At 36.7% G+C, this 26997-nt stretch carries 15 protein-coding genes and 3 tRNA genes; 5 read left to right on the top strand and 13 right to left on the bottom strand.

Annotation, left to right across the window (positions count from 1 at the left end):
* Complete coding sequence (locus I597_RS09785) at positions 1-7407, bottom strand: T9SS type B sorting domain-containing protein (protein ID WP_064497412.1); 7407 nt, start codon at positions 7405-7407, stop codon at positions 1-3.
* 475 nt (positions 7408-7882) lie between these two features.
* On the opposite strand from I597_RS09785, the gene I597_RS09780 reads away from it, so the two are divergent.
* The 5 genes from I597_RS09780 (at position 7883) to I597_RS09760 (ending at position 11799) form a co-directional block, all read left to right on the top strand.
* A complete protein-coding gene (locus I597_RS09780; protein WP_035324902.1) occupies positions 7883-9124 on the top strand; it encodes a tyrosine-type recombinase/integrase in 1242 nt (413 codons plus the stop codon).
* Positions 9125-9138: 14 nt separating this feature from the next.
* Complete coding sequence (locus I597_RS09775) at positions 9139-9408, top strand: hypothetical protein (RefSeq protein ID WP_035324903.1); 270 nt, start codon at positions 9139-9141, stop codon at positions 9406-9408.
* Positions 9368-10141 (top strand): hypothetical protein, encoded by a 774-nt coding sequence (locus I597_RS09770; RefSeq protein ID WP_169816457.1) that lies wholly within the window; start codon positions 9368-9370, stop codon positions 10139-10141. The genes I597_RS09775 and I597_RS09770 overlap by 41 nt, the downstream gene beginning before the upstream one ends.
* Before the next feature lie 73 nt (positions 10142-10214).
* Positions 10215-10502, top strand: a complete 288-nt coding sequence (locus tag I597_RS09765) for a helix-turn-helix domain-containing protein (RefSeq protein WP_052111698.1) — start codon at positions 10215-10217, stop codon at positions 10500-10502.
* A 235-nt stretch (positions 10503-10737) separates the two neighbouring features.
* On the top strand, positions 10738-11799 hold the full coding sequence (locus tag I597_RS09760; protein WP_035324905.1) for a hypothetical protein: 1062 nt from the start codon (positions 10738-10740) through the stop codon (positions 11797-11799).
* Between the two features lie 169 nt (positions 11800-11968).
* On the opposite strand, the gene I597_RS09755 is transcribed toward I597_RS09760, so the two are convergent.
* From I597_RS09755 to I597_RS09700, 12 genes are all read right to left on the bottom strand, one after another.
* Positions 11969-14794, bottom strand: coding sequence for a type I restriction endonuclease subunit R (locus I597_RS09755; RefSeq protein ID WP_035324906.1), 2826 nt, complete (start codon positions 14792-14794; stop codon positions 11969-11971).
* Positions 14794-16050, bottom strand: coding sequence for a hypothetical protein (locus tag I597_RS09750; RefSeq protein ID WP_035324907.1), 1257 nt, complete (start codon positions 16048-16050; stop codon positions 14794-14796). Before I597_RS09750 ends, I597_RS09755 begins: the two co-directional genes overlap by 1 nt.
* 10 nt (positions 16051-16060) lie before the next feature.
* The gene (locus tag I597_RS09745) at positions 16061-16696 is read right to left on the bottom strand and encodes a hypothetical protein (protein ID WP_035324908.1); all 636 of its coding nucleotides are present in this window, start codon (positions 16694-16696) and stop codon (positions 16061-16063) included.
* A 29-nt stretch (positions 16697-16725) separates the two neighbouring features.
* Positions 16726-17901 (bottom strand): PDDEXK-like family protein, encoded by a 1176-nt coding sequence (locus I597_RS09740; RefSeq protein ID WP_035324909.1) that lies wholly within the window; start codon positions 17899-17901, stop codon positions 16726-16728.
* A 295-nt stretch (positions 17902-18196) separates the two neighbouring features.
* On the bottom strand, positions 18197-18589 hold the full coding sequence (locus I597_RS09735) for a hypothetical protein (protein WP_035324910.1): 393 nt from the start codon (positions 18587-18589) through the stop codon (positions 18197-18199).
* Between the two features lie 81 nt (positions 18590-18670).
* Positions 18671-19876 (bottom strand): restriction endonuclease subunit S, encoded by a 1206-nt coding sequence (locus tag I597_RS09730; protein ID WP_052111700.1) that lies wholly within the window; start codon positions 19874-19876, stop codon positions 18671-18673.
* A gap of 1 nt (position 19877) precedes the next feature.
* Positions 19878-21479 carry a type I restriction-modification system subunit M gene (locus tag I597_RS09725; protein WP_035324911.1) on the bottom strand — a complete coding sequence of 534 codons (1602 nt, stop codon included), beginning with the start codon at positions 21477-21479 and terminating at the stop codon, positions 19878-19880.
* 412 nt (positions 21480-21891) lie between these two features.
* Positions 21892-21965, bottom strand: a tRNA-Arg gene (locus I597_RS09720).
* Positions 21966-21979: 14 nt separating this feature from the next.
* Positions 21980-22054 (bottom strand) — tRNA-Pro (locus I597_RS09715).
* Positions 22055-22124: 70 nt separating this feature from the next.
* Positions 22125-22213: transfer RNA gene (locus I597_RS09710), tRNA-Ser, on the bottom strand.
* A gap of 201 nt (positions 22214-22414) precedes the next feature.
* Positions 22415-24178 (bottom strand): T9SS type B sorting domain-containing protein, encoded by a 1764-nt coding sequence (locus I597_RS09705; RefSeq protein ID WP_081964961.1) that lies wholly within the window; start codon positions 24176-24178, stop codon positions 22415-22417.
* A 110-nt stretch (positions 24179-24288) separates the two neighbouring features.
* Positions 24289-26970: a DNA gyrase/topoisomerase IV subunit A gene (locus I597_RS09700; RefSeq protein WP_035324913.1), complete on the bottom strand. Its 2682-nt coding sequence runs from the start codon at positions 26968-26970 to the stop codon at positions 24289-24291.
* Positions 26971-26997: the final 27 nt, after the last annotated feature.

Raw genomic sequence — 26997 nt, 5'->3', positions numbered from 1 at the left:
TTATCTCTTCAATGTAAAGTGACCATTTACGGTTCTCTGTGTCCCTAGGTCATCTACCTCTGTAAACTCTACTCTAAACCAGTAGTCGTTACTCGGCATCGGCTGTCCATTAAAAGTACCGTCCCATCCTGGGCTTGTAGGGCTTAGTTGTTTTAAGAGCTTCCCGTATCTATCAAAGATAAAAATCTTCGCATTCAGGTTAGGATCTACCCCTAGCCCTATGATATTCCACGTGTCGTGAAAACCATCTGCATTAGGTGTAAAGAAACGTGGGTAATCGATGATCCCTATCTCAAACTCAGAGATCGAACAGTTACCACTTGCTAGTCTTCCAAAAATGGTATGTGTTCCTGGAGTCACATTTGTAAAAGTCGTACTACTCTGGAACGGGCCATCATCTAGAGCAAACTCATACTCAGAGTTAGGATTTGCTCCCGTGATGTTGATCACCTCTACCGTGTATAATCCGCTACTGTTAAAAGAAGGTTCTAGTACAATCGCCTCAAACACCGGCGCGCTCTCTGCCGTATATACCGCCTCTGCTAGGTAATCACACTCCGTACCATCTACATACGTAGCTGTAACCAGCACCTGGTAGGTTCCTGCAGCATCTACAGTCACCACAGGATTTAGTGATATCAATGCACCATCTAGTGTCCACGCATAGCTATAAGTCACCCCAATCTGAGGATCTTCTACCGTACCATCTATCGTAAACGGATCAAGCGCTTCACCCGTAATCTCATCCACACAAATCTGTCCGCCCTCATTGCTAAGGTCTGTATATGGTAGTGGTTGTACAAAAATCTCAAAGTCTACCACCATCGTACTCTCACAGTTACTAGCTGTATTAACCGCTCTAGCATAAATAGTCTGTGGGTTACTTGTATTCACATAAGCACTAGGCGTGTCTATCGCATTTATCATTGCCTCTGCATCTGCCAGGCTGGTGTAGTAAGTAACAGAAGTGCCAGCTACCCCACCGGTAATCATCGCATTTTGCTGGGTAAGGTCAAAGGTAGCCTCATCTTGGTTAGGCGCAACATTAATCCCAAGATCATCAGCACACTGTACCATATTATCTGCTGGAGACACCTCTGGACGGCTCTCTACCGTAAAGATGATGCTTGTAAAGTTCACACAACCCGTGGTGTTATCTTCAATACGCACAAACAGCTCCTCACCATCTGCCACCGTGTATGGCGAACTTAGTGCAGCCGTGTTTGCCTCTGCCTGCACCAGTAACTGGTGATAGCTTATCGTAAAATCACTCGTTACCTGTGGCGCCGCAAGAATCCCTATCTCATCTGCCAGGGTCGTAAGATCAACACTTCCCATTGTATCATCTCCATCAAATTCTTCACAGAAGGTATAATCAATAGGTCCCGCTTCTGCCAATACAGGTAGCGGATTTACAATCACCTCAAAAGGCACAATCACATAACATAAGTTTCCGTCGCTGTCTAAGTCATCATCGCCCGGTACATTACGTTCCACACGTGCGTAGAGCGTTTGGTTACCAGATGTGGTATTGATAAAGTTAGTGACATCTGCCACTGCAAGCGTTGGGTCGTCTGGGTTCGCTTCCGCGAAAGCGAGATCTGTATACACTAAGATATCTACAGGCTCCCCTCCGCCTATCTGAGCAATCACACCCGTAAGATCAAAGCTCTCAAAACCATCGGTATCTGAACCAGAGCCAGCGTCAATCACCCCATCGCCATCAGTATCAATATCTGTCGTGGCATCACATACCTCCACGGCATCTGGCATTGTGTTAGGCGTAGGTAATGGTAACACCTCAATGTCAAAAGTAGTCTGGTCGGTACATCCTGCTGCGCTAGAGACTACTGCCTGTATCGTCTGTGGGTTCTGAATGTTTGTATAAGCTGTAGGGTCTGTAATAGGAGTATCACTCATCTGGTCTGCAAGACTTGCATAATAGGTCACAGATAGTAATGGATCACCACCGGTAAGACTTGCCTCATTAACCGTAAGGTCAAATACATTAAAGGTATCTGCATCATCATCACAAACCATTAGATCTAGATCATCATTTGCTGGGTTTGCCGTAGGTGGGCTTTCTACAGAGATTTCAAAAGAGCTCACTGCAGCACAGATATTTGGACTACCATCATTTACTTGTAAACGTACCCAGATTACCTCAAGTGGTGTCATCTGTGTTGCGTTATAGTTGGCTGGATCAATAATTGGGTTGTTACCCGTTTCTGCATCTGCTAGGGTATTGTGATAGGTAATGACAAGCGTGGTTGCATCTTGTGTCCCTATGATGGCAACCTCATTTTGAGTAAGGTCTATGATTTCCATCAGGTTATTATCATTATCACACTCGGTAAGTGTTTCAAGGGCTGCAGGAATCTCTGGGATAGGATACACCACAAGCTCAAACTCATAAATCTTAGTACAAGCCGTTGCCGTTGCAGGGTTGGTATCTTGTGCTACCACATACAGTGAGGTCATCCCTGTGATGTTGTTATAAGGAACGGTAATATCTATCTGCCCTGCTCCCGTGTCTGCCGTGGCATTATCTAGGGTTTCATAAAAACGTAGGGTGATATCTGTAAGCGTTGCTAACAAGTCATCATTATATTGTTGCAAGTCAAAGGCTCCAAAACCATCATTATCTTCATCACAAGCTATCGCTTCTGGTAAAGGTTCTCCAATAACAGGTAGCGGATTAACCTGTAGGTCTACCGTAGTCTCTGCACCACACATTCCTGCATCACTACTACTTACTAAGATAAAAAGCGTCTGCGGACTAGTACCATCATTGATATATGCCGCTGGTGTGGCAATAGCATTTGCAATACCTGCATCTAGGTCTGCTTGCGACTCATAGTAGGTCACGGTAAGGGCTGGATCTCCACCGGTAATACCTGCATCAAGGCTGGTAAGGTCAAAAGTAGTAATCCCATCATCATCGGTTCCTACGAGGGCACCCGCACTATCACAGGCTTCAAAAAGTCCTGGTGGGGTGATGGTAGGAATCATTGCGATGTTTAGATTAAAAGTACCTACTACAGTACAACCTGTTGCGGTGTCTTCTAGACGTACCCACAGCTGGGTTACCGGTGCACTGGCAAGGTAGTTTACAGGGTCTGCAATAGGCATATCTGCCGCACTGCCTACCATTGCTTCTGCACTGGCAAGTGTCTCGTGATACGTAAGGGTTACAGCTGCTGGGGTTTGTGTCCCGTAGATCACTGCATCGTTTTGTGTAAGGTCAAACAGCGCTTGCCCGTCCCCATCATCATCACACTCGGTAAGGTCTGGGATAGTGGTAGGTAGTACCGGTGCAGGTTGCACGATAAGTTCTAACTCTACGATACGGTAACACTCAGTGCTGGTAGCAGGGTCTGTATCTGTAGCTCTTACATAAATAGTTCTTGATACCGTCTGGTAGGCTGCTGGGTTTGCAATGGCTGGTGTACCTAGCTCTGCAGCGGCAATTGTCTCGTGGAAGGTAAGTCCCACAAAGGCCTCGCCATTAATAATGTCTGTCGTTACTTGACCTGTAAGATCAAAAATAGCATCCCCATCATTATCTGGGTCGCCATCATTTGCCATTGTATCACACTCCTCTACCGGTGCTATGGTGGTAGGTGATGGTAATGGATTTACCACTAAGGTTAAGGTGATGGTCTCATAACAAGCCGTTACAATATCTTCTACACGTACAAAGATGGTTTGGTTTGCCATTACTACATTCTGATACATATCTGTAAGTACGGGCGTACCGGCATCTGCATCTGCTTGGGTGAGGTGATAGCTCACACTCCAATCGTCATTACCACCGGTAATCTCATCATCACGGCTACGTAAATCAAAGCTTGCAAACTCATCGGTATCACTACCACTTTCTATATCATCACAGAGCTCATATTCGGCAGGTTGGGTAGGGGTTGGTAATGGGTTTACAATAAGTTCTAAAGGGGCAATATTACTACAGAAGGTCATTGTAGTGGTCATCTGTGCAGTGTCGGTTACTAGGGCATATACGGTAGCGGTATTGCTCGTATAAGCGTTAGGAGTTGCAATGGCAGGAGCTCCAGCTTCCGCGGAAGCGAGAGAAGAAAACCACTCTACCGTATGCATTGTAGGGTCTAAACCACCTAAGATATTAGCTTCTTGCGTACTCAAATCAAATATTTGAAGCCCATCGGTATCGTCATCACACAGCGCGTATGGAAGCGCATCTTGGTTAGGCATCGGGGTGTTGAGCACACGCAGGGTAAGCGGTGTAGTGCTGTAACAACCGGCATCGTTAAAAACGCGAGCATATACAATTTGCTCAAAAGGCTCATTGTTGATATACATCATATTATCAAGCTCCTGACCCACCGGTGCATTATCTGCATCTGCCTGGGTGAGGTAATAGGCTACAGTAAGGGTTGGGTCACCACCGGTGATTTCGGCGTCTCTAGAGGAGAGCACGAAGAAGTCAAAAACACCGTCGTTATCATCATCACACTCCTCATAATCTGCAGGGGTTACGGGTACCGGCACTGGGAAGCTACGCACACTAAGATTTACTGTTGAGTAGCAAGCCGTCGTATTATCGGTCACACGAGCCACTACAATCTGAGGGTTGGTGGTCATTGTAAACATTGTTTTGTCTGGGATACTTGCATCACCAGCATCGGCCCCAGCCTGGTCTAAGTGGTAGGTGATGGTAAGGTTTGCATCAAAACCACCCGTAATCTCAATATCTTTTGAAGAGAGGTCTACCGTGGTAAGTCCATCTATCACACCATCATCATCACAAACTTGAAGTTCGGTAGGCGTGGTGAGTACAGGGTTCTGGTTTACGATGAGCTCAAAGTTCATTGCCAGGTTGACAAAATCAAACGTAGTACAGCCCGTAGTGGCATTCTCAAGACTGTAATAAATGGTCTGAGGGTTGCTACTGTTTGAAAAAGCAGTAGGGTTAGCAATGGCATTCATCGCCGTGTAATTCCCTACATTTTCATAATAAGTAACTAGAATATTAGGATCACCGCCCGTAATCTCGGCATCGTTCTGGGTTAAATCAAATTGAGCAGCATTTGCGATAGGTGAACATTCTTCAAGTGAAGAGATGTTGGGTAGAAAAGTGGGGTTAGCCTCCACATTAAGCAATACGTGTATCCCTAGACCACGACAGTCGTTTGCAGTATCGCCATCTACACGTACCCAAATACCTTGCTGTCCATTTGTATCTGTATAGGTGAGGTTATTTGTATAGGCATCAATAGTTGCCGTAATAGGATTGGTCTCTGTTTCTGCTTCTTGCTGGGTTTCGTAATAGCTTACAGTAAGCATCTGTCCAGCAGGAAATAAAGCTAGCACTTGTGCTGTAGCATCAGAAAAATCAAATAATGACTGACCATCACTATCTGTATCACACTCAAAATATTCTAATTGAAAAGTATCAGGAATCTCTGAAGTATCTACCTCAAGGTCAATCTGAGCCTGACGTGTACATCCATTTATGGTAGAAATGGTAACGCTTATGGATTCGTTGTTTGCGGTTTGATTAAAATATGCCGTCGGGTCGACTATTGATGATCCTCCAGAATCAAAATAAACAAACGTTTCATTATTTGAATCGGCACTAAGTAAGGTCTGTGCTTCTGTGAGATTGAAAAAAGCAAAACCATCTTGATCTGTATCACATTGCGATAACAGTACAGGATTATTTAAAAGCACTGGAAGCTCTGCCACATCAAGCGTGATCTCTCTAATTGCGAAACAATTTACATCGCCATTATTTTCAACTCGCACCCATATCATATCATCCGTACTAGTATAAGCAAATGGTAATGGCATCGCATTGTTTGTTGCATCCATAGCAGTCTCGTGATAAGAAACACTGAACATAGCTGGGTCTTGAGTGTCAAGAATAAGACTATTTAACGATGATAAGTCAAATACAGTCTCTCCGTTTGTATCACTACCATCTGATGCATCATCACAAACGATAAAAATTCCAGGATCATTTGCAATAGTTTGACTATTTACCGAAATTATAAATGAGCCCACCTCAAAACAATCTGGACTTAAATCTGTTTCTACACGAACCCATATTTCTTGAGAAGCCATCGTATTTGAATAAGCATCTGGATTAGGTATCTGATTAATATTCATTTCGGCGTCTGATTGATTTTCGTAAAAAGCAACACTAACAACCATTGGATCTTGTGTATCTAAAATATCTGAAATCTGATCAGTTAAATCAAAAACTTCTACACCATCACCCGAAACATCATCGCACACTGTTAAATCCATAGGGTCATTATACATAGGATTTGCAAACTCGATAATAGCAGTGTCTTCTCCAAGACATCCTGTACCAGCATCAACTAGTACACGATAAGTAGCAGCAACAGTCACATCTACAGTAGGAGTTGTTACTGGAACTCCCATACCATCAAGCAAAGGGACAAACCCAGTCCCATTATCTACTTCCCAAGTATAGCTTATAGCCCCATCAAACGTCGCATCTAATGTTAACGTTTCACCCTCACAAGCAGCGTTAAATTCTGATCCTATTCTATCACCACCAATATCAACTCCAAGATTGAAACTCCCCGCCTCTAGAAAAACAGCAATATCTCTTACGGAATCACTTTGATCTGCAACAACCAATTTTATGGTATAGGGATTACCCACAACTACCGTTCCCATAGCTGTAAGGGAAACTGTTTGCCCCTGGAAGTTTATAGCAGAATTTGCTTCTGGATTAAATGGAGCAAAATTATAGCGGTCAAAAAATTCCTCATTTACTGCTGCACAGTTACCAGGAACTTCTGGACGAATATTTGTAACCTCGATTGGAATATTAGTTCCGGGAAGAACTGCCAAATTTTGAACAACACCGGTAGTGAGATCAGTGAGGATAAAGGCGAATGCGTCAGAGAAGGTACATTCAAATCCTTGATTATATTCTTCTGAGGCCATTATAAAATTAAAATTTAACTCATCTACGAATGGAGTAAAATCAAATTGTATAAAACTAGCGTCATTAGTATTTGTTGCTGTTGTATTTGCCTCAAGGTCTGTGTCACCTCCCCAGCCTCCTCCACTGGGTATACCATCTACTTCTGGACCCGGAACATTATTTACATTACCTGAGACTAAGACTATACCCGCTTCATAGGGAAAATCTGCTCCATTAGATTCAAAAGAGCCTATACCATTTATACCTGCACCTTCGTCAATACCTGTAGATTTTGAAACATTACTTATTTCTGCACAATCACTAGAACTACCTATAAGGATATCTGTAATTAATGTCTCAACATCTGCAACCGTGGTGGCACTGGCATCTACCGTTATTGCTTGTGCATTAATATGTACTGTAAAGAATAAAAATAAGACGGATATAAGTACTAAAGATGATCTCATAATGGGTATGGATTAAAGGGAGATTTCTTACTATTTCGTTTGGTTTTAATTAAACTGAGTAAAACCAAGCGAAAGATATGAAAAAACGTACTCAAACACTGAGTACGAACGCTTTGTAATATAACAAGCTTGTTAACATTTGTCCTAAGATTTGTTATAACTTATTTATACCGCTTTATCAATATTTAATTTTTAACGAGACTGAAGGTTAATGTATAGTAGTAATGGGTATATCATTTAATTTACAGCGCAATAAAACTAATTATGATAAACAAAAAAACCACATCTATAATAGATGTGGTTTAATGAATGTTGTGAGCCCTGAAGGATTACAAAATATTTTATCAAATTTACTTCAATCGAAGTAATACAGGCTCTTAACGCCATATTTTAAAGGATTTTAGATAAAACAAAGTTAAGTTAAATATATATCAATTAACAAATTAGCGGTACATTTAGCGGTACAATTAAAGCTATGGGAAGTATCAGTTTAAAACTAAGGGGCAATAAAATATACATCAATGTCAACTATGGAGCAAAAAAACAGAAACGTTATGCAACAGGTTACGGTGTAGAAGCACCTAAAAATTGGGATTCAAAAAGATTTAGAGTAAAAAATGTTTCTAGTGAACCGAGGAGTGTATTTATAAATGCTCAACTACAACAACTGGTAGTAACCGCACAAGATTTGATAGATGAATGTAATAGAAACAAAATAGAACTCACAAATGATCTAATTAAGAAAACATTAGATATTGCAACTTCAAAAACAAAACCAGTTGCAAATGATCATAAGAACCTCCTAGACTTCTATGAGTGGTTTATAGACTATTATAAAGAAAACCCACATCCAAAGACAAATACCCCTCTTGCCAATGGTACAATTAGAGGATATAAGACAGCACTCAAAAAACTAAAAGAATTCAATCCAAAAATCAACTATGATGATGTAGATTTAAACTTTCATAAAGAATATAGCTCCTATTTGCAATCTAATAATTATTCAAATAATTACATCGGCAACCAGATAAAGCAATTGAAAGCTATTATGAATGCAGCTTTGGAGCGTAACCTCCATCACAATCTGGAGTTCAAGAAAACGACTTTTGCTAAGGTTACAGAAAAGGTGGACGACATTTATCTTACCACTGGTGAAATAGCAATTATTGAAAATCTCGAACTGGAGCATAATGGAGTTCGTAGAGCTCGTGATCTTTTCCTCATACAGTACTACACAGGAATGAGAGTTGGGGATTTGAGGCAACTAACTAAAATGAACATAAAATTAACAAGAGATAAAATTAAATACCTAGAGTATAAACAGCGTAAAACAGGTAAAACTGTTCAAATACCTATTGGTCATAAATTTGAGCAACTATTGAATCGAAACAATGGTAGCTTTCCTAAAATAATGAGTGATCAAAAAATAAACGATTATCTAAAAATAATAGGACAAAAGGCAGAACTCAAGGGTAGCATCATTAAAGAGAAAACAATTGGAGGTAAGAAGCAAAAGTTAACTCATAAAAGGAAAGATATAATTACAAACCATACTGCAAGAAGAAGCTTTTGTACAAACGCATATAAAGCTGGTATGTCCACTATTGATATAATGGCAATGAGCGGCCACTCATCAGAAACAGTTTTTTACAGATACATAAAAATCACCCCTAATGAACGCTTAGATCGCTTGTCAAAGCATATTTTTTTTAAATAATTAAACACAATATTATGTCGCCAATTACTGAATTAACACAGGAGAAAAAAATTTTTAATTTAATTGAGGATCTATTACAAGATAATGAAATAGCTTCTTTGCCAGAAACGCTTAATTCTCTCTATATGGGTTTCATAGGTAGTGAGTTTTGCTCAAATCTCAAAGGAGAGGAAAGATTAAATATTCATTTAGATAAGGAGGTCATTTCTAAGTTTTTTAAAGATTTGTATAATCTCAAAGTTAATGCTTGGACTATCTCAAACGACAAGAATGAAACCAAATAGTCCTGCAATATCTGATCAAATAGAACATATGAGCATTAATATTGAATTGAATAAAAAATATAATCATCTTGAATGGCTTTTTATCGATAGTTATTCCCTACTCTCCGAAAAAGTTGACTTTATTAGGAATGAACCAAAAAAAAATGATGTTCAACTCACTTTCGAAGTATTACGTACTCTGGATGAAGATGTAAATAATTTGTATTTAGAAACAGGCCACAAATTAAATGAGCTTCAAAAATTCACAAATCAAAATAATTATTTCTCGGTATTTTCTAGCTTGGACTGCTTTATCAATTCTTATCAGAACGGACTTGAAAAATTTCTAAAATCAAATAGTGATTCTAGTGAAGATCAATTTATTGAGAAACAAATTTATTATCTAAAATTGATAGTGAATGATTTTGACTTACTTGAAAAAGACTTAAAATATTCGTTTCTTAATAAAATCAAATATCTTGAAAACCGCTTTGATTGCAATGATTCCATTGAAGTTGAAAATAATATTCAAACCATTCAAGCTGTATACTTGCTTAATAAGTTAGGAGTAATAAATTTATTGAGAGAACAAGGAAAATCTAACGTCAAAATTTCCAAAATTATAGGCAAGATTATAGGAAGGAGTCCGCAAAAGGTTCGTGAATTGCTAGGTAAAATAGATTTACCAACAAAACTTGGCTCTTCACAAATTGCTTCAATTGAGGAGATTGAGTCCTTTTTTAATTCGTTGTAACATTATCTGTACTATGTACAATAGATCAATTAACGCAAATCAAGATTAAAATTGCATCATAAAACAAAAACTTATGATGAATACAGTAACACAATTACACAGTACCACACCAGAGAAGTTTAAAGCTGAACTTCTTCAAGGTGTAACAGAATGTTTAAACCAGTTTTCAGAACAACAAAAAGCAACAGAACCTGTTGAGTGGCTTTCTAGAAAAGACTTAAAAGTAATGCTTCAAGTCTCATTAGTGACCATACACGATTGGTGTAAAAAGGGTATTCTTAAGCCCTACAAAATTGGCAGGATGGTTAGATTTAAAAGATCTGAAGTCGTAAGGATTTTAGAAGAATCTGCTACAAAGTAGCCCATCCTTAAGCCTCCACGTTTCCACTTTATTTATTTAAATTAAAATATTACAAGCTGTAAAGTTTGCGCTCTACTGTGCTATTACTTTATGCAATTGTGGTAAAACTTTGGGGTCTTAGGGGTAACACCCCTAAACAAAAAAAGCCTTCCATTATCGGAAAGCTAATTTCATCTTTTATGCAAAAGTTACGGGTTGTCTCTTCAGGCATTGCCCGTGACACAAAAATAAACTAATGTTAGAAATTATTAAAATAGATAGTCTTAAAATTAGAATACCTAAGTACTTAGTAAACTATGTAGATGACACATTTGCAGAGGAATACCAAAAGGTATATGTAAAAACAGGAATGATCGAAGATCACGTTAATCTCGATAAACATAAGGTAAATGTGACAAGTGGGATAAGTTCCAGGATAGCAGTATTTAACTCATTACAAGGTGGTAAATCTGAAGAGCAAATTGTCATACAATGCAACGCAAAGCAACTAAAAGAAAAGTATTTACAAGGTATAACAAGGGCAACGTTGCCAGCACTTTATCAGTATATTATAGATCTTAATATTGTTTACTTTACTTATGAAACCTTTTTAAATGCATACGTAAGTGATATAGATTTTTGTTATGATGTAAAAGTCACGCCTAAAGCTATGATAGAAGCCAACCAAGAAATTTACAACAGTGTTAAGCCAAGTTGCTTTAAGTATGTTTCAAAACCTTTTCGGCAAAAAACTAACGTAGGTATGCAATTTAATACAAGGGAGAAAGCTACACCTGGTAGACCCTATGTGAAGATTTACCACAAGACGTTAGAATTACAAACTAAAAGTTCAGAATTTGCTGAAAAGTATCTTGTAGGTCAAGATTATCAAGACATTGGTAGACTTGAGTATACTATAAAAAATAGTAAGCACAGAAAACAACTAGACATACAGGCATCAACGCTAAATGAGTTACTAAATATTGATCAAAGCAAAATAAAGTCAATCGTTTTTGGCGGTGTACCTAAATACACAGAAAATGATTCTTTTCATAGATCATTTAAAGCTGTTAGCCCTACAGACCGATTGATACTTATGCTTATTAATAGATGCCGCAAAAGAGGTGACAATAATTCGATATTTATGAACCTATTAAACTATTTTGATGTGGCTACAGAAAAAAGCAGAATTAAAAAGAAACTTGAAACCTTAATCTTTAAAGTTGATGAAAAATCTAGGATACTACCAGACATAGAAACTAGATATTTTCTTGATGCTGTAAAATTGAATTTTTGGCGTCCAAATTCCGAGCAATGATGCTCGGGATTCCATACACAAATATGTGTATAAGGCTCAAATAGTATAAAAGCATCAAAGTTGAAGAGCTTTGATGCTTTTAATATTTATAATTTTAATAAGTGCCGTTGATATAAAACACCGAACTACTTCGGTATAATTACACATATATGTGTAATAGTAAGTACCACTACTCTACCCCATTAATAAAGGTTTTCACAAAATCCTTTATTTTCTCGGTAATTCGGTTACCTATCGACTCTCTCTGCAATACACTAGGTTGTTTATCTAGAGCCTCAATTACTTCATCTTCGGTTGCCATTTTACCGGTAAATAGGAAGTCATTTATTATTGTCTCAACCTTGTCCTGGTGCAATGACTCTTCTTTGGTTAATTCCTTAAGTGCTTTTTTAGTTTCTATATCCCAATACTTTTTAAATGCATCATCTACATCATCATCATCACTTAAGTCTGGAAGATTGTTTTGGATAAACTTTTCTATTAGCTCTCTTTTACTTCTTAGTTCAGCTTCACCAGCAAGGAGGTCTATTATTTGTTTTTTCTGTTTTGCTCGATCCTTTGGCTTGGCATCTTTAAGCTTTGCCAGGAGTTTCATAATGTAAGCTACATTTATCTCATCTCTGTGTATAAGTTCAAGCTCAAAATCTATCTCATTTAAAATTGAAACGGATTCTTTTAAGTTATTGGTTCTAATTTTATCATATAGATCCAGGTACTTGCTTGTATAATCTGCAAATTCCTGCTCCGCCATATATGTATCATCAAAAGTGAACTCTATAAATGATGATAAAATGTTCTTTAAGCGCATAATTTCCCTAAACGCTTTCGCGAAAGCGAGCTCATCTTCTTCTGTAACTAGATCATTAACGCTATCGACTGTAGGAGCTATAGCCATTAGTTCCTTATAAGCTTGATTAAATTTCGTTACCTGTACTTCATAAGGATCAATGGTAATCGTTTCTTTTGCATTTTTATCAGAGAATAAAGCAATGGCATCATCTGTATTCTTTTTGAGGTTTCTGAAAGCTAAAATGTTGCCCTGTGACTTTTTATCACCGAGTATTCTATTGGTACGAGAATACGCTTGTATCAAACCGTGATAATTCAAGTTTTTATCTACGTACAACGTGTTTAGTGTTTTACTATCAAAACCAGTTAAAAACATATTTACTACCAGTAGTATATCAATCTGTCTGTTCTTTACTCGTTTTGAAATGTCTTTCTTATAGTTAAGAAAAGCATTACCATCTTTTGTTGAGTGTTTTGATTTGAATTGTTCATTATAGTCGGCTATAAACTCGTCAAGCTTTTCTCTACTATGTTTATTTACAGGTTTATCATCACTTACATCTTCTTCGTGTATCTGGCCGTTTGCATCCTTATCTACTTCATTTACATTATAAGAAAATATAGTCGCAATATTTAAACGATGCTCTCCAGCTTGTTTCTTAGCTCTAAGAAGTTCGTAGTACCTTATTAGTATATCTACGCTACTTACACAAAAGATAGCTGTAAATGCACGATGATGTGTTTTACGGTTATGATTTGCAATGATATAATTTGTAATAATCTCGAGATAATCATCACTCTCGTACACCTCTTGTGTATCTATATCCTCAACCTTAATATCTGGCACATTATTTTTAGACTTAAATACATTATAGTACTCAATAGAAAATTTTAAAACGTTTTCATCTCGTATTGCATCTGTAATAACATACTGATGTAAACACTTATCAAATAGGTTTGCAGTGGTCTGTTTTATACTCTTCTTACTTATGGCATTTTTTACAAAAATAGGCGTACCAGTAAATCCAAAAAGTTGATGATTTGTAAAGAAACTGACTATCTCTTTATGAGTTTTACCAAACTGTGATCTGTGACACTCATCAAATATGAAGATCACCTTTTCATTTCGCAACGCTTCTACTTGCTTTTTAAACTTTGACTTAGTAATAGCATTATTTAACTTTTGAATTGTAGTTACAATTAATGGTCTACTATTATCCAGAAATTGTTCTACTAGCATCTTAGTATTTTCTGTACCGTCAATACTATCCCTATCAAAAGCTCTAAACTCACGCACAGTTTGATCGTCTAGATCTTGTCTATCTACAACAAAAACTACTTTTTTAATCTTAGGGTTATGAGTGAGTATTTGGCTTGCTTTAAATGACGTGAGGGTTTTACCTGATCCTGTAGTATGCCAGATATATCCATTTTTATCAGAGTTTTTCACCCTGTCTATAATAGCCTCTACAGCATAATACTGGTATGGCCTAAGTACCATTAATATCTTATCGCTCTCGTGCAACACGATGTACTTAGTAATCATCTTAGCTATATGGCAAGGTTCAAGAAATATACTTGCAAACTTATCTAACTGCGTGATTTTTGTATTATTCTCTTTACTCCAAAACGATGTTTGTTTAAAGCTTTGTTTAGGGCTGTTTGCATAATACTTGGTATCTACACCGTTACTTATAACAAATACCTGTACATAGTTAAACAAGGCATTATTTGAGGCAAAAGATTCTTTTTGATACCGCTGTATTTGATTAAAAGCTTCTTTAAGCTCTATCCCTCTCCTTTTTAGCTCCACCTGGACTAATGGCAAACCATTGATAAGAATGGTTACATCATAACGGTTTTCTCTATGACCGTTGATAGTAATTTGATTTGTTACTTGAAACTCGTTTTGGCACCAGAAGTCTTGATTTATAAATTCTATGTAAGACTTATCACCGTTGTCTCTATGTAAAACGTACTTATCTCTTAAAGTTTTTGCCTTATCAAAAATATTACCTTTAGATAAGTGAATTAATACTCGCTCAAACTCTGAAACTGTAAACGTTGTTTTATTATGTTTCTCAAGCTGCGCTTTAAGGTTACTTACAAGATCTTCTTCAGTCTTAATGACTACAGCCTTATGTCCCAATCCTGTTAATTGAGCGATCAAATTATTTTCTAATACTTGTTCTGGTTGTGTCGTCATTACTTATATTTTCTAAATGCTTGTATAAATTGAAAAACTCCATACCCTACAAATAACCTACCTATAAAGTCAAAAATGTAGAAGCTGTTTGATAGAACGACATTGTCGTCCATATACTTGAAACTATGTGTTGGAATCATAAATTGAGCAAAGTATTTTGCTCCTTCTGATAAAGCCCATCTTGTTGGGATCAAAGAAAACTCAAAGGACTTTGTAGATATTAGAGAGAAATAGAAAAACAACCATCCAATGACAATGGTAAATACAAAAGCTCTACCGTAAGATGTGCTGTGTTTACTTGAAAACTCGTTGAGCCAGAGATTAAATCTTTCAAGAAGGTTTTCTATAGTACCCTCCTTATTTCTAAGATTAACTTGATAAGTTTCTTTCTCTAACCTTTTGTATTTAAGCGATTCAGGTACGTTATGTACGATTGCAAAATACATTTTCAATAATCTAAATGTCTCTTGCTTGTTATGTATAGGTATTTCCCCTGTATTTGCAACACTATCCTCATATTCATCTTCAGAAAGAATGTCGGCAATAACTTTATATGGCTTAGATGAGAGTTTAATATCAAATAATGCCAAGTCTCCTTTTATAATGGCTAATGATAGATCAAGACCTTTTTCAAAAACAGTATTTCTCATAATTACCTTATCGTCAAGTAAGGTGTATGTGAAAAGAGCGTTCTTTTTAAAAGTTGTAGCGCTCAATATTACTAAGTTTAAAAAATCTGTTTTATTAAAAATTACATTCTCAAGAAATGTTGTGTTATAAAAATCTACTATACTATAGAATTTCGCATTTTTAAAATTACTAAAACCTACTTCACATTTTTTTAACCGAAGCTTACCACCTTCTTTCCCAGCTCCGCCAAATGTAGCTCCCTCTAGATTGAGTCTATTAATTTTGCTATTCTTAAAACTTAAATTTGTAGAACGACTTATAATTTTAACTTCTTTCTCAAAAACACAATTAGATTCAAAAAACATTTCAAATCCGCAATCAATCACTGTCACGTCTTTAGTAAATGCACACGACATAAATTTATTCTTAGAGCTACGAAAGTATCGGTTTATATCACTCAAACCGCCCTGGACTTTTAGTTTGAATGGAAGTATAATATCAAAATTAAACTCAAAATTCTCAATGAGAACTACTCCTTTATCGTTAAGAAAGGAATCTCTATCTATATTCTTGAAAAATTCTACTAATTCATCGTGAGAATTTAAAACTACCTTTTCTTTCCCCATAATTTAAAGCCTAACTATTCTCATACCTCGCCATTGCTTGATATGATATGCCCTTACTAACAGAGATACCACCTACTGGTTCATATCCTTTCTGAATAAGATCTAAGATTTGTTGCTCAAAACTTGTTCTTACAGATTTATTCAGTGTAGGGTCTGGGTTCTTCTCGATTAACTCTAGATCTCTTTGTAATTGCTCTATTTGGAACGAATATTCAGAACAGCGATCTTCTATTTCTATAATGGCCTCATTAATTTTCTTTTGAGTGCTGATATACTTAGTTTGAGATTTTTTTATATTACTTTTTGCAAAGTCAGTATATACTTTGTCAGCTTTAAAGTGTTCATATTTTGATGGATGGTCATACTCACCAAAAGGAAATGATGAACCCTTATTTGCATTTTTATCCCACTCATTTTCTTCTTCAATAGTCAATGGAGGGCACAAGTCATTTTGGTATTTGTTGTATACCTCTTGAACAAATTTTAAGCGTTTTTTTTCATTTAGACTATTTTCTAAGTATGCCTTGAAATTATTAATTTTCTTATTTAACTCATCACGCTTAAGATCTATTCTGAGTAGCAAATTTTTACTGTCTTCAGTGTATTCATTAATAACTACATAATCAACTATTTTTCTGGTTTTCATACGCTACTCTATCTGTTTTTGGATGTAAATTATTTTTTTAGTGTATTAATTATTGAACTGTAATTATCTATAAACCCAAGTATTTGCTTTACAACATCTTCTGCCGCTTGCATATTTAATTCTGGAGCACTTAGTACCTGTAACATTGCTGGCGATGATACGTTTATTACAGAATCATTATATACTAATGGTTGATGGTGAATCCATTGCTTTGAAACTTTATCAAATTCTGTTCTATTGGGTACTCTACCGTTTTTATCAAAAATTCCAACAAATAATGCTCCATCCAAATGTCCCTTACCACTAAACGACTCTATAGCGAACCAAAGCTTATTAGTATTACAAATATCATTGTGTAGCCAAATATTAGAATGCTTCTTATTAACATCCTGCTTAGTGAGAATAAAACCGTTTATTGAAGCCGTAAGTAATTTAAACACATTATTTCTAAAATCTGTTTTGATTTGCTTTGCTACTTGGTGATATTTTCTACTTAGTACTGCCGCCTCTTGTAGATTACCTACAACCAGTGCCTTTAACTCCTGGTCTTCTTTATTTCCCAATTGATGTGTTATTTGTTGAATTAATATTCTATACTGCTTAATGCTCTCCCTTAGTATAGGTTGATCGTAGGCTAGCCTTTGACACTGCCCTAACCAGGTTATGATCTCATTATGATAACCAATGGTATGGTAATCTGCTCCAGCTATCAATTCTCCACTACTTGACACATCTGGATCGTCACCATATTTTGATAGATAAACGACAATGTTTTTGCCCTTGTTGTAATTGCAATAGCGTTCAATTTGTTGAGATTGATCTGTTGCATCAATTTTGTTTTCTATACATATAGAGTTTCTTTTACTATCTATTAAAAGTATATCTATCCTGCCTCCTACCTTGAGTAATAGATCAATTAACCCAATAGTATGCTCAACTTTTACTCTGGTGGTTAAGGGATCAATATGACCCTTGCATTTTTCTGGGAGCTGATCTAAAAAGGCATTTAAAAAAATATTACCCATTAAATGCGTACCCTCAGGATTAAGTAACTCTGCGATAAATGAAGAGTGCGTTCTTACCTCATTAGTTTTGAGATTGAGAATATTATATATATTGAAAAGCTCACCCTTAGCCCTATTGACTTCGTTACTGTGTTTGACTATCGACTTAGTCTTGTCTAGTATGTCTTTGTATTTATACATATGAGTTCTTTTATAAAACTAAGTGATGAATCATATTAGTAAATTACCCTGCTATATGCTACAGTATTTTAACTTCAAGATTTACAATTTTGTACTTTAAAATTCTACTCGCATATTGCCTTTCGGGAGTTCTATTTTTATCAAGTGGGTTTAAGTTATAGTTTAGAAAAGGAAGAATATCTCACTTAGAAGTTATTTTTTAATGTCTTTCATTCTCATAAATGGATTAAAAATATGTATTGAATTTTTTAATAGAATATAAATACGTGTGAAGATTAGGTCTTGTAAAGCTTTATTAATTGCTATAATCTGCTCTTCTATATTCATAATTGCCCTCGTATCTATGATCGTGATGGTAATTTAAAAAATCATATTTACCGCTGTCTTTATTTAATTTATAGTCTATCCCAAATGATGAAACATATCTAAATGGATAATCGGGATCAATTTTAAAATTTGATTCTATCAAGTAGTTCTCAATTTCTTCTTTGGTATTACTTGATAAATGAGCAATGATATCTAGTGATTTATTGCTATAGTAGTCTTTCTCATATAGGCAAATGAATTGCTTATTTTCTAAAAGAAAAAAAACAAAATTGGCCGGCACCCTGCGATCTATAAGCTCTGCATTTGCATTTTTGTAATAAGGCGTTATATCTATCTCAAAGTCTGAAAGAAATCTTTTCATTGTGGCGTGTCTTATACCTAACAATGAATAGTTAATGCTCCCCAATCTAGTCTCTATCAATTTTGCCATACCTTTATTTAATCACACAAACATCTGTTGCAACAATCCTTTCTTAAAAGTTTTGCTACGCTCTATTTGAGATTGTACACTCTCTATCTTGGCATCTATATCTGATAAAAAATTGGCTATTTTGGTTTGTTCTTCAATTGCAGGTATATCTATTTCTAAATCTTTAATACTGTTGAAATATAAATGAACAATGGTGATTCCTTGTGCCCTTGAAGCTATTTGATGTTTTTTATAATTTGACAAGTAGTATGCATAAAAGATATTATTAATTTCTTTTTTACCTCTCATTATAATTATATCACCACCTAACAAAATGTCTTCAAAATTCAATGCTGTTACGTTAGCTAAATCTATTCCTGTAGTAGTCGTTGATGAAGGTATTAATAAATCTCCTTTTTTTGATTTTAAGCCATCATCACTATTTGTTGAACTTACAACTTGATTAATCACTTCATTATAAGTTGTATATAGTTGACCATATAATACACATTTGTTTACCCCATCACTTGTTAAGTCCCCTTTTGGAATACCTTTACCCTTGAATGAATTAAAAACATTTCCTATTTTATTTTTTGACCACTCAGGAAACTCATTACCATCATCATCTTTAAACCGCAGCTCTTGATTAAAGAATTGTTGCATAATGCCTTTTTTGTATTGCTCTAGAAGCTCTTTCTTTTTTGTAAGCTGTGTGATCTTATTATCTACATCTGTGAGGAATGATGCTATTTTTTCTTGTTCTGGAATTGAAGGAATCATTACTGAAGCACTTCTAATTATATCATTATAAAGTCTGGGTATCGTTGATGTTTGAATTTTCCATTGAATTAGTTGATAAACTATATTTAGAAAAGCATTATAAACTTGCTCTTCATCATTATCTATCCAAACAATATTAGAATCTTGAAAAAATGCGGGTTTACCATCGAAGACAACAGTTTTTCCATATGTAGCACCTGAAGCAGCTATAAGAATATCTCCCTTACGAGGATAAGAATATTTGGTTTTGTATTCTTCATATATATCAATGTCAATAAAAGCATTTGCTTGCTTTCCAAATGTTCCTATCTTATAGAAAGGAATATCACCAAAGGTTTTAGTTTGGTCTTTCATTATCCTTTTACACATAGAAACTTTACCAATCCCTCCTAATTTCATCTTTTTCCATTCATCCTCAAATTCTGAAAATCGTAACTTTGGTAGTAATTGTTTCTCCATCTTAAAAAGGTGTTTCAACATTCAACTCCTTGCAATAGGCAGCTATTCTGGTGTCAGTTTCTTTAATGGCTAGATCAAGCGCTTTTATTTCTTTCGCGACAGCGTTAATATCTACAGGTTCTTCCTCCTCAAAGGTATCTACATAGCGCGGTATGTTAAGGTTGTAGTCATTCTCTGCGATTTCTTGAAGAGTTGCACGGTAGCTATACTTATCGGTTACTTTTCTATCTGCATAGGTTTCTACTATTTGAGTAATATGTTCTGGTAATAGCTTATTGTCTTTTCCTTTCTTTTCAAAATGATCACTGGCATCTATAAATAGTATATCTTCATTTACCTCTCTACACTTTTTAATAACAAGTATACACGTAGGTATGCTTGTACCAAAGAAGATATTTGCAGGTAAGCCTATAACTGCATCTATATAGTTGCGATCCTCAATAAGATAACGGCGTATATGTGCCTCACTACTCCCTCTAAAGAGTACTCCGTGAGGTAACACGGTTGCCATTATACCATTTTCATCTAGATGGTGTATCATATGCTGTACAAAAGCAAAATCTGCCTTAGTCTTGGGAGCTAGTTTACCATACTGGCTAAAACGGTCATCTGTACTAAAGATGCCCTTTGCACTCCACTTTGCAGAAAAGGGAGGGTTTGCAACAATAGCTTCTGCTTTAAGATCTATACCTATGTGCTGCGGTTCTTCAAGCGTGTCTTCTTGTTTAATATCAAACTTTCTGTAATGTACATCGTGCAGTATCATATTCATACGTGCAAGGTTATAGGTAGTACGGTTTAACTCTTGGCCGTAAAACATACCTACATCATCTACCTCCTTTGCTACTCGTAACAACAGTGAACCACTACCACAAGTAGGGTCATATACAGATTTTATACGTTTTTTACGTGTGGTTACAATCTTTGCAAGTATGGTAGAAACTTCTTGGGGTGTATAAAACTCTCCTGCTTTTTTACCTGCTCCAGCCGCAAACTCACCTATAAGAAACTCGTATGCATCTCCCAGTAAATCACTATCTGAGTCTTGCAGTTGGAAATCTATATCATCTAGGTGTGTGATGATTTTTGCTATGGTTTCGTTTTGTGCTTTTACCGTTCTACCTAGTTTACCAGAAGTGAGATCAAGATCTTCAAAGAGTTTTACAAAGTCATCTTCAGACTCTGTACCCATTGTGCTCTGTTCTATATTAGTAAGTATGCGCTCTAGGTCTTCTATAATAAAAAACTGTGTTGCCTCATCATTATCATTTGTAGTAATCTCAGAAAGGTTATTTCCTTTTTGTGCAATAGAGGTAAATAACTCTGATGGTTTAAGGAAGTATCCTAAGTTTTTAACACAGGCTTTTTTTACCGCTTCTATATAGATCTTACCTGTATCGCTGTTTTCATCTAGAGTTTCATAAGTAAGATTATCTGGTGCAAGAATTTCATCTGCATAGAGGTGTAGCTTTTCTGATAGATATTTAAAGAATATGAAGCCTAAGATGTAGTTTCTATAATCATCTGCATCCATCTTACCACGTAAAAGGTTTGCAATGGCCCATAATTGTTTCTCTAGTAGTTTCTTCTGTTCTTCTGACATTATGTAATTTGATTGTGCTAGGTTGTACATTTGAGCATCAAAAAGATAACTCAACGTAAATATAAGTGAAGTAAGGTATATTTACGTAAGTATTTTCTTAATGTATGATCTTGTTTTATTAACATCAAGTTTGATACGACGCAAAAGGATTAAGAAGCGTATAGCGCAACGTATCCAGTTGCAAGGTTACTTATTGCCACTTAGACGTAAATAAAGGAAATTACAGGCTTTTATATGAATGTATCCTATTATTGCAACGTCTATGGTTGCAACTGAGTAAAATTAACAAGAGGGGGATATAATAATTTGTGCAGTTCTAAAACAATGTAAATCTAGCGGTACAAAAAGCGGTACAGTAAGGTTTTTAAACAAAATAACCCCCTGTAAAACAGAGGGTTATAAGTATTGAAAGTGAGCCCTGAAGGATTCGAACCTTCGACCGCCTCCTTAGAAGGGAGGTGCTCTATCCAGCTGAGCTAAGAGCCCTAATCAACAAAAAGTCGGGGTAGCAAGATTCGAACTTGCGACCTCCTCGTCCCAAACGAGGCGCGATAACCGGGCTACGCTATACCCCGAGACCTGCACAAAGTGCATAATCCCATACATCAAAAAAAAATCTATAAAGTAGACTTTTTTTGACACTTGCGGAGAGACAGGGATTCGAACCCTGGGTAAGTGTTTCCACCTACGACGATTTAGCAAACCGCTCCTTTCGGCCACTCAGGCACCTCTCCTTTCACTAATAAATGAACTTGCTTATTGTAAGCGGATGCAAATGTACATCAAGAAATACAAGAAAACAAGAATAAAATGAGGATTAATTTATAAACTTTACCTTAAAAATTAATCTCTAATGGTAATGCTCTCAAAATCAATAATAAATTAAATTAACTAATGATAAAATAAATCTATTTTTTCGCGAAAGCGTACCTAATCTATTGTCGTCTTAATGCAAAATAGCCCGTAAAGATTACGTTAGACGCTGTATTTGCTTTGTACCAAAATCCACTATCTAATAATTGTCTTCCGTGGTAGGTTCCATCCCAGCCAAGACCATAGGGCAAAATGGTTTTTAATCGCTTACCGTAACGGTCATAAATCTCTATGCTAGTAACTGTCTCTCCATTTACTACTACTCCCCTTACCTGCCAGGTATCATTTATACCGTCACCATTAGGTGTAAAATATTTTGGAAAACCTGGGTCTGGACGTATTACTCTACTATCCATACCACAGCCCCCTATATCTCTCACGTATACTTGTATATCTAATGGATTTATATTTTGCAATAATGGGCTAGCTTGATAAGGTCCTGCAGGATTACCACTAGCAAATTCAAAATTTCCTTCCCCCTCTAGCTCCACAAGCACACTTGCCGTTGCACCTTGATTTGAAATAACTAGATTACTTATTACAGGAGCTGTAGATATTGTCACGTCAAACATATGTGTGGCTGTGCAGATTACAAAACCTGCCTCTACCATTGCCTCTTCATTTACTTCTAGCAAATAAGTCCCTGTCTGAGTGATAGCAATATTAGGATCTGATGAGAGAAGTTGTTGCTGCCCTTCTATAATCTCATACCAAAATATAGATTCATAAGGATCTGGATAACTTAACTGCAAGGGAGACTGTTCTTCACAAATCTCATAAGAATCTTCAAGATTAATTACAGGGTTAAGATCGACCATTTCACCTGTAATACCATCTGTATACGGTCCGCAGCCCAGGGTTGTTGTAAAACTAGTTTGCGTGCAATTCTGAGCTTGCCCAGCTGCATTAAAGGGTGTGATGGTTACATAGTAGGTAACGCCTTCCTCAAAGTCTATTACAGGTGTAGATGTGGTTAACCCTATGTTTGTATTTGCTAGTACATCATCGCCGTCTGGGGTTGAGCCTATTTTTATCAAATAGCCTTCTACATTATCTACCGGAAACCACTCAAGCAGTGGTGTAAGAGCGACCTCTATTGCCCCATCTATAGGACTAAAAAGTTGCGTGCACTCCGGTATCTCAGATGCTATGACCTCTGTAGTAAAGCTAGTTTCTGTACAGGTAGTAACTTGCCCGTTTTCATTATAAGGTATTATGGTAATATAATAGGTAGTATCAGACTCTAAGTCAAATGGTGGCGTAAAGGTAAGCGTGTTACCCAAATCTTGCCCATTTATAATATCTGTGGCCCCTGGTGATGTGCCTATGTTTATAATATAACCCGTAGCTCGTGGAGCATAAGACCACGAAATACTTGTGCTTACAGATACATCTACCGCGCCATTTATGGGAGAAACAACTTCTGTACATCCCGGTGGAAGCGTATTATCTTCTGTAGTAAAAAATTGAGCATCACAACTCACGGTATTTCCGCTCGGAAAAAAACCTCTTATAGTTATATATATTAATGTACTCTCTGGAAATCCTTGTGGGGCTGTAAACTGCGGAGTACTTCCTGCGTTATAATTATTAAGAATGTCTATGCCACCAGGGGTAGTACCTAGATCTACAAAGTAACTCACCGCACCAGGTATATCTTCAAAAAATATCGTTTCGGTTACTCCTACATCTGTAGCTCCTGGTACGGGTGAAGTAAGTAATGCGCAGGGATCATATGTAGTATACGCTTTCGCGAAAGCGGAAAAAAGAACAAATACCACTAAAGAAAGGATCTTTAAATTGATATAATGTCTTAATTGCTTCATAATACTACCACATAAAATAGGTCTAGTCTATCAAATATACGGCAAACTAATTTATGTTTTCGTAAGATTAAAAATGGATATTGAGTTCAAAATACTCAAATGCTGTGCTATTAAAATAAGGTAGTTTGCCCTTCGCCGTCATCCCCGTTTTCATCATCACTAGGCTTTGTGCCCTCTGCAGTAGCGTCTCCTGAAGGACTAATAACCTTCTCATCTACTACTTCTATCTCTGTTTTAGGTACCTCTTGCACTTCTTCATAAGGTAGAGAGTCTATCCAGTTGAGGCCTTTTAGCTTTTCAGTAAAGAACGTATTACCCATTGCCGAAATACCCTTAATAGCGATAAAATCTTCCATAGAGACTGTTTCATTCTCACGCTGGTCTTTACCACGTTGCTTGTAAAAAACCATCTCTGCAACAGGTCTCCAGTCTGTAGATACAAGTTCTAGCTGGCTGTTGCTATGATCTGAAATAAAGGTTTCTTCCTTATCTGGACTATCTATTAAAAAACGCTTACCGTAGTAACGTTCCTTTTCTCCATCCCAATAAATTGCGGTTATAGGCTTTTTAGGCACCCACTTCTCTAGTACAATCATATCATCATCAAAATGATGCGTTACCTCTGGTATAATGGTACGCACGTTACCGTGCTGGTTAATGATAAGTAATCTGTCATCTGGTCTAAATTCTCCCAGAAGATCTCCACGCTCATCAAGATTGAGTCTTTGCACAGTCTCGTCAAACCATATTTTACGAGGCTTGAGCGTAGAAAGGCCTTTCTCCTTAAGCTCTACAGATTTTACAGCATTTTTTGAGACAATATTTCCTTTTGAAGATCTCCCTTTTATGAGTACATCTGCAAAGTCTACCTCAAGTCTAAGTTTCTTCACAGAGGCTACAGCTCTTAAATAGACGGTAACAAGCTCTGCCTCACCATTTGGATTTGCGCTAAAATAGAGTACTTGTGCTCCTTTTTTATCACCAGCAAGCTGGTAATCATTATTACGCGTGACAGAGGTAACATTAAAACGTTTTACATAAGTAGGTAAACCACTACCTGCTCTGTAAATCATATTATAGGTGGTGCGTTTATCTTTTTTCTTAAAGATAGCTACGTGTATGATGTCTTTACCTATAAAGGTTTTAGACTCCACCTTAACCACCATCATAGATCCAGACTTTGTAAATACAATAATATCATCTATGTCTGAACAATCTGTAACATACTCGTCTCTTTTAAGAGAAGTACCTACAAAGCCTTCGGCCCTGTTTACATAAAGTTTAGTGTTTCTGAGCACAACCTTAGCTGCTTGAATATCGTCAAAAACACGGATCTCAGTTTTACGTTCTTTGCCTTTTCCGTAATCTTTTTTGAGACGCGTAAAGTAGTCTATCGCATACTGCGTGAGATTATCTAGATGATGTTTTACTTGGGCTATTTGATTCTCAAGTGCATCTATCTTCTGCTGTGCTTTATCAATATCAAACTTAGATATACGTTTAATTCGTATCTCGGTAAGACGTGTAATATCTTCAACAGTCACAGCACGTTTCAAGTGACCTATGTGAGGTTTTAAACCTTCATCTATAGCTTTAATTACACCATCCCAAGTCTCTTGTTCTTCAATATCACGGTAAATTCTATTCTCAATAAAAATACGCTCTAGTGAAGCATAATGCCATTGGTTTTCAAACTCTCCAAGTTGTATTTCTAACTCAGACTTAAGAAGTGCTTTTGTACGATCTGTAGACCTACGTAACATTTCTGACACTCCCACAAAAAGTGGCTTGTTATCTTCAATAACACAACCTAGTGGTGATATAGATGTCTCACAATTTGTAAATGCATACAATGCATCTATGGTTTTATCTGGAGAAATACCACTAGGCAAATGCACAAGAATCTCAACATTTGCAGAGGTATTATCTTCTATCTTTTTTATCTTGATTTTACCCTTATCATTTGCTTTAAGGATAGAATCTATGAGCGATGTAGTAGTCTGTCCAAAAGGTAGCTCAGTAATTACTAGCGTGTTTTTATCCTGCTGGCTCATACGAGCACGACAGCGTATCTTCCCGCCTCTTAAACCATCTTTATAGTCTGTAAAATCTGCAATACCAGCGGTAGGAAAATCTGGATAAATGGTAAATCGTTTTCCTTTGAGATGTTTTATAGAAGCATCTATGAGTTCTATAAAGTTGTGAGGCATTACCTTAGTACTTAACCCTACAGCAATTCCCTCTGCTCCTTGAGCAAGTAATAAAGGAAACATTACCGGTAAGTTTATAGGCTCTTTTTTACGACCATCATAAGAGGCCTGCCAGTCTGTAATCTTTGGGTTATAAACAACGTCTAGTGCAAATTTTGAGAGGCGTGCCTCAATATATCTAGATGCCGCCGCGCGGTCTCCGGTTAAAATATTACCCCAGTTACCCTGTGTATCAATAAGTAGGTCTTTCTGGCCTATTTGCACCATTGCATCACCTATACTCGCATCACCGTGAGGATGATACTGCATTGTGTGCCCTACCACATTTGCCACTTTATTATAACGGCCATCATCTAGCTCCTTAAGCGCGTGCATAATACGTCGTTGCACAGGCTTAAAGCCATCCTCTATTGCAGGTACAGCACGCTCTAGTATTACATAAGATGCATAGTCTAAAAACCAATCTTCAAACATTCCAGAGACACGAGTAATCGTCTCCCCACTTCCTTCTCCTGTTTGAGATGGAAGCATATCTGAGTTTAATTCTTCGTCTTGGTTATGGTCGTTTATTTCTTCGCTCATTGATTTGGTTTACGCTTTCGCGAAAGC

This window comes from Dokdonia donghaensis DSW-1 (assembly GCF_001653755.1).
GTDB classification, from domain to species: Bacteria; Bacteroidota; Bacteroidia; order Flavobacteriales; family Flavobacteriaceae; genus Dokdonia; species Dokdonia donghaensis.
Note: the sequence above shows the minus strand (reverse complement) of the source record. Positions and strands in the feature narration are given on the sequence as shown.

Excerpts from the sequence above, each read along its gene's own strand:
- I597_RS09785 (WP_064497412.1), bottom strand. The coding sequence starts at position 7,407 with ATGAGATCATCTTTAGTACTTATATCCGTCTTATTTTTATTCTTTACA.
- I597_RS09780 (WP_035324902.1), top strand. The coding sequence starts at position 7,883 with ATGGGAAGTATCAGTTTAAAACTAAGGGGCAATAAAATATACATCAAT.
- I597_RS09775 (WP_035324903.1), top strand. The coding sequence starts at position 9,139 with ATGTCGCCAATTACTGAATTAACACAGGAGAAAAAAATTTTTAATTTA.
- I597_RS09770 (WP_169816457.1), top strand. The coding sequence starts at position 9,368 with ATGCTTGGACTATCTCAAACGACAAGAATGAAACCAAATAGTCCTGCA.
- I597_RS09765 (WP_052111698.1), top strand. The coding sequence starts at position 10,215 with ATGATGAATACAGTAACACAATTACACAGTACCACACCAGAGAAGTTT.
- I597_RS09760 (WP_035324905.1), top strand. The coding sequence starts at position 10,738 with ATGTTAGAAATTATTAAAATAGATAGTCTTAAAATTAGAATACCTAAG.
- I597_RS09755 (WP_035324906.1), bottom strand. The coding sequence starts at position 14,794 with ATGACGACACAACCAGAACAAGTATTAGAAAATAATTTGATCGCTCAA.
- I597_RS09750 (WP_035324907.1), bottom strand. The coding sequence starts at position 16,050 with ATGGGGAAAGAAAAGGTAGTTTTAAATTCTCACGATGAATTAGTAGAA.
- I597_RS09745 (WP_035324908.1), bottom strand. The coding sequence starts at position 16,696 with ATGAAAACCAGAAAAATAGTTGATTATGTAGTTATTAATGAATACACT.
- I597_RS09740 (WP_035324909.1), bottom strand. The coding sequence starts at position 17,901 with ATGTATAAATACAAAGACATACTAGACAAGACTAAGTCGATAGTCAAA.
- I597_RS09735 (WP_035324910.1), bottom strand. The coding sequence starts at position 18,589 with ATGAAAAGATTTCTTTCAGACTTTGAGATAGATATAACGCCTTATTAC.
- I597_RS09730 (WP_052111700.1), bottom strand. The coding sequence starts at position 19,876 with ATGGAGAAACAATTACTACCAAAGTTACGATTTTCAGAATTTGAGGAT.
- I597_RS09725 (WP_035324911.1), bottom strand. The coding sequence starts at position 21,479 with ATGTCAGAAGAACAGAAGAAACTACTAGAGAAACAATTATGGGCCATT.
- I597_RS09705 (WP_081964961.1), bottom strand. The coding sequence starts at position 24,178 with ATGAAGCAATTAAGACATTATATCAATTTAAAGATCCTTTCTTTAGTG.
- I597_RS09700 (WP_035324913.1), bottom strand. The coding sequence starts at position 26,970 with ATGAGCGAAGAAATAAACGACCATAACCAAGACGAAGAATTAAACTCA.